This window comes from uncultured Campylobacter sp. (genome assembly GCF_938017615.1).
Lineage (GTDB): Bacteria > Campylobacterota > Campylobacteria > Campylobacterales > Campylobacteraceae > Campylobacter_B.
Map to the genome: position 1 here is coordinate 1 of NZ_CALIJA010000173.1, position 8120 is coordinate 8120.

Consider the following 8120-nt stretch of genomic DNA (forward strand, 5'->3'; position numbering starts at 1 on the left):
TTACTATATAATAAAAAATATAAACTAATAATTGCTAAAGGTTAAAATTTGATGTTTTTCGGCAAAATTTTAAAATTTTACGCGCACGGATTTGCTTCGATGAAGCTTGGCAAAACGCTATGGGCGGTGATTTTGATCAAGCTATTTATAATTTTTGTGCTACTTAAATTTTTCATTTTCGACGAAAATCTAGATTCTAAATTTAAAACCGATCAAGAAAAAATCGATTTCATCTATAAAAATTTGACTAAGGAGTAGGAATGCAAGAGCTTGCTAGCGTGGATTGGTCGAGGGCGCAGTTTGCGCTCACGGCGCTTTATCACTTTCTTTTCGTGCCCCTAACGCTGGGGCTTAGCTTTATCGTGGCGTTTATGGAGAGTCTATATGTCGCGACCGGCAAACAGGAGTGGCTCAAGATCACTAAATTTTGGCTGCGCCTTTTCGGTATAAATTTCGCCATCGGCGTCGCGACCGGCATCATAATGGAGTTTGAGTTCGGCACCAACTGGGCGAATTATAGCTGGTTCGTGGGCGACATCTTCGGCGCGCCGCTTGCGATCGAGGGCTTGCTCGCGTTTTTCTTGGAGACCACCTTCTTTGCGGTAATGTTCTTCGGCTGGGACCGCGTGAGCAAGAAATTTCATCTTCTCTCGACCTGGCTCGTGGCGATCGGATCAAATTTAAGCGCGTATTGGATACTAATCGCGAATGCCTGGATGCAAAATCCGGTGGGTACGAGCTTTAATCCAGATACGATGCGCAACGAGATGAGCAATTTTTTAGATATCGCGCTATCTCACTTCGGAGTGGCTAAATTTTTACATACTGTCGGCGGCGGCTATATTACCGCGGCGCTTTTCGTGCTTGGAATTTCGGCGTTTTATATGCTAAAAAACAAAGACTTCGCGCTTGCTAAAAAAAGCTTCATCGTAGCGGCAAGCTTCGGTATGCTAAGCTCGCTTTTCGTGCTATTTAGCGGCGACGAGAGCGCCTATCAGGTCGCGCAAAAGCAGCCGATGAAGCTTGCGGCGATGGAGGGCCTGTATAAAGGCGAAGTAAACGCGGGCATCGTCGCGGCGGGAGTTTTAAATCCGAGCAAAACCGCGGGAGACGATAAGGAGCCGTTTTTATTTGAGATCAAGGCGCCTTACGCGCTGGGACTGATGGCTACGAGAGGACTTGATAATTTCACTCCGGGCATCGATGATTTGGTATTTGGAAACGAAAAATTCGGCATCGAAGGCGCGGATAAAAAGATCGAAAAAGGCAAAATCGCCTTGCAAGCGCTAAAGGATTACAAGCTCGCCAAAGACGCGAATGACACCGCGGCGATGCAGCAAGCGCGCGAAATTTTATTCGGCGATCAAAATATGCAAAATTTAGGCTACGGCTACCTTGACGATGCGAAGCAGATCGTCCCTCCCGTGGCGCTTACCTTTTATAGCTTCCACGTGATGGTGGCTTTGGGAAGCTATTTTATCTTGCTATTTTTTGTGACGCTATTTTTAGCGATGCGAAAGAATCTCGCCGAATACAAAAAAATTCTATGGCTTTGCGTCTTTAGCATTCCTCTGGGATACGTCGCGTGCGAGGCGGGCTGGATCGTGGCCGAAGTAGGGCGCCAGCCGTGGGCGATACAAGATCTTATGCCGGTGGGTGTCGCAGCTACGAGCCTAGCGGGAACGAACATAATAATCTCGTTTGCGCTCTTTGCGGTTTTATTTACGGTTTTATTCATAGCCGAGATAAAGATCATGCTAAAACAGATAAAGATAGGATTTTAAGATGCACGAAATTTTTCAAATTTATTGGTGGTGCGTGGTTTCGCTTCTGGGCGGAATTTTAGTTTTTATGCTCTTCGTGCAGGGCGGTCAGACGCTGCTTTTTACACTGGCGAAGAATGAAACCGAGAAGGATTTCATAATAAATTCTATCGGCAAGAAATGGGAGCTCACGTTTACTACGCTCGTGATGTTCGGCGGGGCGTGCTTTGCGGCGTTTCCGCTATTTTATGCGACCAGCTTCGGCGGGGCGTATTGGGCGTGGATGGCTCTGCTTTTTTGTTTCATAATCCAAGCCGTCGCTTACGAATACAGAAAAAAGCCCGATAATTTCTTGGGCGCTAAAACTTATGAAGCCTTTCTTTTCATAAACGGCTCGCTGGGCACGATCCTGCTCGGTATCATCGTCTCGACGCTTTTTAGTGGCAGCGAGTTTGCGCTGGGTGATAATAATTTCGTGCAGTGGAAAAACCCCGCTCGCGGACTCGAGGCGTTAGCAAATCCGTTTAATTACATCTTGGGAGTTGCGTTATTTTTCTGCGCTAGGACGGGAGCGAGCTTATATTTGATGAATAATATCGCCGAGCTCGAAATGATCGCTAAGCTCAAAGCCTCGCTTAAATTTAACGCTAGCGCGTTTTTGGTATTTTTCATCGCGTTTTTGGCGTGGGTCTTGCTAAAGCAGGGCTACGCAGTAGGCGCTGGCGGCGTCGTAAGCCTTGAGAGCTTTAAGTATCTACATAACTACCTAAGCCTGCCTGCGGCGCTAATCTTGCTACTGCTCGGCGTCGTGCTGGTGCTGGTGGGGATATTCAAAGGCGCATTTACAAGCAGCGTGCGCGGAGTATTTTTCTACGGCGTGGGCGTCGTATGCGCGGTAACGAGCGTGTTTTTGATCCTGGGGCTAAACAACACGGCGTTTTATCCGTCAAATTTTGACCTGCAAAGCTCGCTTTCGATAAGCAACGCAAGCTCGAGTCTCTATACGCTTAAGACAATGTTTTACGTATCGTTTCTAGTTCCTTTCGTGCTGGGTTATATAAGCTATGTTTGGCGCACAATGGATGCGAAGAAGCTTGATAAAGAGGAGCTTATAAACGAGCATTATTAGGTGCGCCCGCTCTAGCGCGGCTTCCGCGCGCCGTATGGCGGCGAGAAGCTGCTTGCGTGCGCGGCACTGCGTGCTTTTGTGCTTGGTTAAATTTCATATCTACGGCGCTTTTTACGCGCCGCATTTATAAAAAATTTTAAGGATTAAAAATGATCAAATCTTTAGTTTTCATCGCGATTTGGATGATCTTACTCGTAGGAAGTTATAAATTTATAAAGCTAAACATCGCTCATCACGAAAAAAGCGAGCAGTAAAAGGGTAGAAATTTTAAAAGCTAGCGGCTCGGGATTTTGTTTTAAATTTAGAAAGCGAAATCTAGAGCCGTAAGATACGGGCGAAATTTTATCTAGCCCTTGTAATTGATATTTTTTTCAAACTCTTTAAGTCGCATATGGATTGAGCGGAGCTCCGTGATCGTCGTCCAGTTATCGATAAAAACGCTAAAGCTACCGCGTACTTGGTTAAAAGCATTACCTACTTGAATCATCACTCCAAGCGTAATCGCCTTAGTAAAAAGTCCTGGTCCCATTATGAGATAGGGCACGATAACTAGGATTTGCGAGAAAGAATTTAGCCATAAATCAAAGTAGCAGTAGTGCAAAAATAGCCTGTAATAGTTGTGCTTTAGTTTGCTAAATAGCGTCTTTGTGGTCTCTTCGCTCGCATATTCCGCCTTATTCTCCTCGGCATAAACCAGCTCTTTGCGAAACGCAGCTTCTGCCTTTTGATTGTTGTATTCAAGCCTAGGCAGAAACCAGCCTACTAGCCAAGAAATTATCAGTCCGCCGATGCTTACTGCAAGTGCGATCCACACGAGAGAGCCGGGAATTTTTTTGAGCGCCTCAAAAGGTACTTTCTCGCTAAGGCTCCACAAAACGGGAATAAATGCAAAAAGAGTCATCGCCGCCGAAAGCACGCGCGTGCCGATATCTTCGATGATTTTTGAGAAGCGGTAGATGTCTTCTTGGATACGCTGTGAGCTTCCTTCGATATCTTTACTTACCTTTTTCCAGTATGAAAAATAGGAAAAGGTCATCGCCTCTCGCCATTTAAACGCCCAAATTCGCGCCACGTATCGCTCCGAAATCGCCGCCGCTACGGCAGGCATCGCTATCCATAAAAAGACCTTCATCTGCACGTAAAAATCGTTTAACGTATGACGATCTACGTTTTGACATAAATCATAAAATACGCGATACCATTCGTTGAAACGCACGCTCAGCGTAGTTTGGTACCAATTGATAGCGATCAAAAATACTAGCCCTGTATATGCTAAAAGTGCCCATTTTTTGCTTTTAAAAAATGAAACGAACATTAGCGTTTCTCGGAGCTTTTTGGATTTAAAATCGCTGTAAATAGCCTATCGCTTAGCATTTGCGCCGCTTTTTGCACATCCGCGCTTTTTACTGCGTTTATGCTTGCCGCATAGCTTTTTTCGTCATAGAGCGGATATCCGTAAAGCTCGTGTGCAGTGATATTTCCAAGCCAAAAATCATTCGTCTGCGCAGCTCTTTTGGTCGATAGAATTTGCGCTTTTTTAAAATTTGAAAGCTCGCTATCTTTTGCGCCGGAGCTTTCGATCTGCTTTAAAATTTCACTCACGCTTGCTGCAACCGCACGGGCATCTTTCGGCTCGGTAGAAAATGATACATTCAAGCTCGCTGCAATTTGTGGCTCACGCACATAGGCGCTATGCACCATTGCCGAGTAAATTTGTCCGCGCGCCTCGCGGATCTGCTCGACGATGCGATTGCTTAGCACGCTTTTTAGCGCTTGAAATTTATAAGTGTCTGCAAAGTCGAAATTTTGCAGCTCATAGTTTGAAAAAATCATCCGAACTTCGCTTTTGTCACTATCGCCGTAGTCTTGCACAATCTCGCCGCTAGAAGTATTTAGCATCAAAGTTTTAGGCGTAGCGCTGCTTGCGTCGGACTTTAGATTGCCGATATATTTGGCTAGAATTTGTTTCGCGCGCGCAGGCTCGAAATCGCCGCTAAGCACAAAGATAAAATTTCCAGCACCTGAAAAAATTTCATCCGCATCGCGCTGTAAATCGGCAAGATTTGCGCTCTTTACGTCATCTACGCTAAGCGGCTGCTTGCGAGCCGTATCTCCTGAATATAGAGATTTTAAAATTTGCTCGCCGAATTTAAATTCCGCCGTCTCGTCTCGTAGCGCAATCGCCGAAAGCGCGTCGGTTTTGTATTTTATAAGCGAGCTTGCATGAATTAGCGGCTCGCTAAATCTTGCGTAAAGCTCGTGTGTCATCGCCTCCAGATCCGCTCCTGCGCCTCTAAAACCGCAGTCCGCGTCGTCCATCCTAAATCTTAGCTTATAATCAAATTTTGAGATCAAGCGTCCCGCTTCGTATTCGTTTAGCTCGCCTATGGTGCCTGAGTTTAGCAGTGCGGTTAGAATTTCGCCACGAGCCTTGCCGAAATGCGCGTAGCCGCCTTTTTTAACGGCTGCGAGGGCGATTTTATTTTTCTCGCTTTTAAGGGGTTTTAAAATTACGCGAGCGCCGTTTTTAAACTCCAAAATTTCAGTGCCGCTAGCACCTTTTTGCGTTTTAAATTCCGTCTCTTTTAAATCTGCTCCCGCAAGCTGCTTGGAAGCAAGCTTAGAAGCAGCGAAATTAAACGGCAGCGCTTTTTCGTAGAGCAGCTTCGCGTCTTTTTGGCTAATGCCCAAATCCTTTGCAGAGATAATCTCCGTAAATTTCGCTCCATCCGTTATCTTTGAGAAAAATTTATTAACATCTGCTAGCGTTATTTCTTCTAACGCCTTGAGGCTTAGATCGTGCTCGTCTTGCTTACTAAGCTTTACATTGCCGTTTTGTACGAAATCGAGTAGTGCCCCTATTTGCGCACTTTGCGTATCGTTTTTAAGTAGATCGGCTTGCACTTGATGTTTAAATTCCGCCTTAACGCTATCAAAATCGTCATTGTTAAATCCGTGTTCGCGCACCCCTTTGATCGCGCTAAAAAGACTACTTAGCGTGGCGTTGACGTCGAAATTAAAAATATTCGCGCTTATGCTGTATAGTCTGCGGTTTTTAAACAGATCATCCGAGCCGAAATAGGCTTTAAGCGGAATTTTGGCATTCACATTCATCGCGTCGTATCCAAGCTCCATCAGCCTCGATACGTAGGCTTGCAGCCACTCATTTTTAAGCACACCGTAGCTATTTAGTGGCTCATATTTGCCTGCGTAAAGCACGCTAGCGACATTGGCGCCGAGCTCGGGCTCTACGGTGCTTGCTAGCCCGCCTTCAAATGGGTGCAGGCTAAGATCACGCGGGATTTTTTCGCCGTGCGCAGAAAGAGAGCTAAAATTTTGCTTGATTAGGTTTTTAATCTGCTCAACGTTTACGTCGCCCACGACTATGATGCTAATGGCGCTAGGAAGGTAGTTGCGCGCATAGAATTTTTTTAGTTGCTCGCCAGTGGCGCCTTTGATGATTTCATTTTGTCCGATCGGAAAGCGTCTGGAAAATATGGAATTAGGGTATAAATATGTGGCGCGCTTTTCATAAAATCGCCTCTCAAAGCCTTTTTTTGCTTCCTCTAAGATGACGCCTTTTTCCTTTTGCGTTTCGTTCTCGTCAAATTTCACGCCGCCTGCATAATCGCGCAGCACCAAAAATATGTCCTTTAGCGTCTCATCGCTTACTTGGGCTTGGATGTTGTAAGTGGTGTTTTCAAAGCCAGTCTGCGCATTGAGATCGGCGCCGAATTTCACCCCTAGGCGCTGCAGGGTATGGACTAGCTCGTTTTTATCAAAATGTTCGCTGCCATTGAACGCCATGTGTTCAACGAAGTGCGCTAAGCCCTGCTCGTCGTCATTTTCATCAACACTACCTGCGGCTACGTTGAGGTAAAAAAGCGCGCTATTTTTTGGCACGTCGTTTTTGAGGATATAAAATTTCACGCCATTTGCCAGCTTGCCGTGCACTACACTAGGATCGAGCTTAAGTGGCGCATCCGGGTTGGTATCTGCGGAGTAAAGGCTCAAAGAGCAAAGCAGGGCGGAGATAAAAAATATAAGCTTTTTCATAATTGTCCTTGGATTTAAAAACTTGCGATTGTAACAAAAGCTAGTTTAAAGTATGATTTTGCGAGCTTTGTTATGGGTGAAATTTTACCAAGGATTTGGGATTTTACTTGCGGTTTTGAAATTTTACTTGCAGATTTTCAAGAAACGGAATTTTTGGAATTTTTGGAATTTTTGGAATTTTTGGAATTTTTGGAATTTTTGGAATTCCGCCGCCGCGACTCAAAATTTTGGCAGCGGAATTTATAAAGCTTTGAGAGCTTTAATAGCCCGCGCAAGGCTAAATTTAAACTTTACGTGGTTAGCATTAGAATTCGTACGCCCGCGCGAAGAATTTTACAACTTATAGTTTGCTCGCATTTTTGCCTAGATAATCCGCGACGCCCTTAGGGTCTGCTTTCATCCCTGCGTCACCTTTGTGCCAGCCTGCAGGGCAGACCTCGCCGTGCTCGTTTGTAAATAGCATCGTATCGACCATTCTTAACATCTCGTCGATATTTCGGCCTAGCGGTAGGTCGTTGATGACGGCGTGGCGGACGGTGCCGTCTTTATCGAGTAGGAAGCTGCCGCGAAGCGCTACGGCATTGCCGAACAGCACGTCGAAGCTGCGCGCGATATCTTTTGTGATATCCGAAACTAACGGGAACTGCACTTTGCCGATACCGCCTGCGTTTACCGGAGTGTTTTTCCACGCAAGGTGAGTGAACTCGCTATCGCAGCTAACGCCGATAACTTCGATACCTTTGGATTTGAAATCTTGATATCTGTGATCGAATGCGATGATTTCGCTCGGGCAGACGAAGGTAAAATCTTTTGGATAAAAGAATACGACCGCGCCTTTTTCGCCGATATTTTTATAGAGGTTGAAATCCTCAACTATTTCGTTGTTGCCTAAAACCGCAGTTGCCGTGAAATCAACGGCTTTGTTGGTTACTATCATTTGTTTCTCCTTGTTAATAAAATTTATGATGGCGATTATACATTTTAAAACTTTAGATTTGCTGAAATTTTATGAAAATTTTTATATCTAAATTAAACATTTTTATCCTTTCTCTATTGCAGCCTTTATTCTTGCTATAACTTCGTCAGGAGTCAGCCCATGCACATTAATGACTAAATTTTTATTTTTTATAGCATTTGCAACAGCATCCAGTTTTTGACTGATAATATTTTTC

7 protein-coding genes are annotated in these 8120 nt (G+C 45.0%); 4 read left to right on the top strand and 3 right to left on the bottom strand.

The genetic code is table 11. The annotated features are described in order from the left end of the window. Positions 1-51: 51 nt before the first annotated feature. Genes Q0620_RS08915 through cydB form a run of 3 tightly spaced genes read left to right on the top strand, consistent with a single transcriptional unit; the run spans position 52 to position 2892 of the window. A complete protein-coding gene (locus Q0620_RS08915) occupies positions 52-258 on the top strand; it encodes a DUF4492 domain-containing protein (RefSeq protein WP_005871229.1) in 207 nt (68 codons plus the stop codon). A gap of 2 nt (positions 259-260) precedes the next feature. Next, positions 261-1784: a cytochrome ubiquinol oxidase subunit I gene (locus Q0620_RS08920; RefSeq protein ID WP_298784611.1), complete on the top strand. Its 1524-nt coding sequence runs from the start codon at positions 261-263 to the stop codon at positions 1782-1784. A gap of 1 nt (position 1785) precedes the next feature. Then, positions 1786-2892, top strand: a complete 1107-nt coding sequence (gene cydB / locus Q0620_RS08925) for a cytochrome d ubiquinol oxidase subunit II (RefSeq protein WP_298784613.1) — start codon at positions 1786-1788, stop codon at positions 2890-2892. A gap of 346 nt (positions 2893-3238) precedes the next feature. On the opposite strand, the gene Q0620_RS08930 is transcribed toward cydB, so the two are convergent. Together Q0620_RS08930 and Q0620_RS08935 are read right to left on the bottom strand one after the other, a co-directional pair. Further along, positions 3239-4207 (bottom strand): putative transporter, encoded by a 969-nt coding sequence (locus tag Q0620_RS08930; protein WP_298784614.1) that lies wholly within the window; start codon positions 4205-4207, stop codon positions 3239-3241. After that, on the bottom strand, positions 4207-6948 hold the full coding sequence (locus Q0620_RS08935; protein WP_298784616.1) for a M16 family metallopeptidase: 2742 nt from the start codon (positions 6946-6948) through the stop codon (positions 4207-4209). The genes Q0620_RS08930 and Q0620_RS08935 overlap by 1 nt, the downstream gene beginning before the upstream one ends. A 72-nt stretch (positions 6949-7020) precedes the next feature. Here Q0620_RS08935 and Q0620_RS08940 point away from each other — a divergent pair, with 72 nt between their 5' ends. Beyond that, positions 7021-7194 (top strand): hypothetical protein, encoded by a 174-nt coding sequence (locus tag Q0620_RS08940; protein WP_298784618.1) that lies wholly within the window; start codon positions 7021-7023, stop codon positions 7192-7194. Between the two features lie 94 nt (positions 7195-7288). On the opposite strand, the gene Q0620_RS08945 is transcribed toward Q0620_RS08940, so the two are convergent. Further along, positions 7289-7885 (bottom strand): peroxiredoxin, encoded by a 597-nt coding sequence (locus tag Q0620_RS08945; RefSeq protein WP_005871241.1) that lies wholly within the window; start codon positions 7883-7885, stop codon positions 7289-7291. Positions 7886-8120: the final 235 nt, after the last annotated feature.

What these genes read in the sequence shown, in the direction of transcription:
- Q0620_RS08915 (WP_005871229.1), top strand. Translation starts at nt 52, where the DNA reads ATGTTTTTCGGCAAAATTTTAAAATTTTACGCGCACGGATTTGCTTCG.
- Q0620_RS08920 (WP_298784611.1), top strand. Translation starts at nt 261, where the DNA reads ATGCAAGAGCTTGCTAGCGTGGATTGGTCGAGGGCGCAGTTTGCGCTC.
- cydB (WP_298784613.1), top strand. Translation starts at nt 1,786, where the DNA reads ATGCACGAAATTTTTCAAATTTATTGGTGGTGCGTGGTTTCGCTTCTG.
- Q0620_RS08930 (WP_298784614.1), bottom strand. Translation starts at nt 4,207, where the DNA reads ATGTTCGTTTCATTTTTTAAAAGCAAAAAATGGGCACTTTTAGCATAT.
- Q0620_RS08935 (WP_298784616.1), bottom strand. Translation starts at nt 6,948, where the DNA reads ATGAAAAAGCTTATATTTTTTATCTCCGCCCTGCTTTGCTCTTTGAGC.
- Q0620_RS08940 (WP_298784618.1), top strand. Translation starts at nt 7,021, where the DNA reads ATGGGTGAAATTTTACCAAGGATTTGGGATTTTACTTGCGGTTTTGAA.
- Q0620_RS08945 (WP_005871241.1), bottom strand. Translation starts at nt 7,885, where the DNA reads ATGATAGTAACCAACAAAGCCGTTGATTTCACGGCAACTGCGGTTTTA.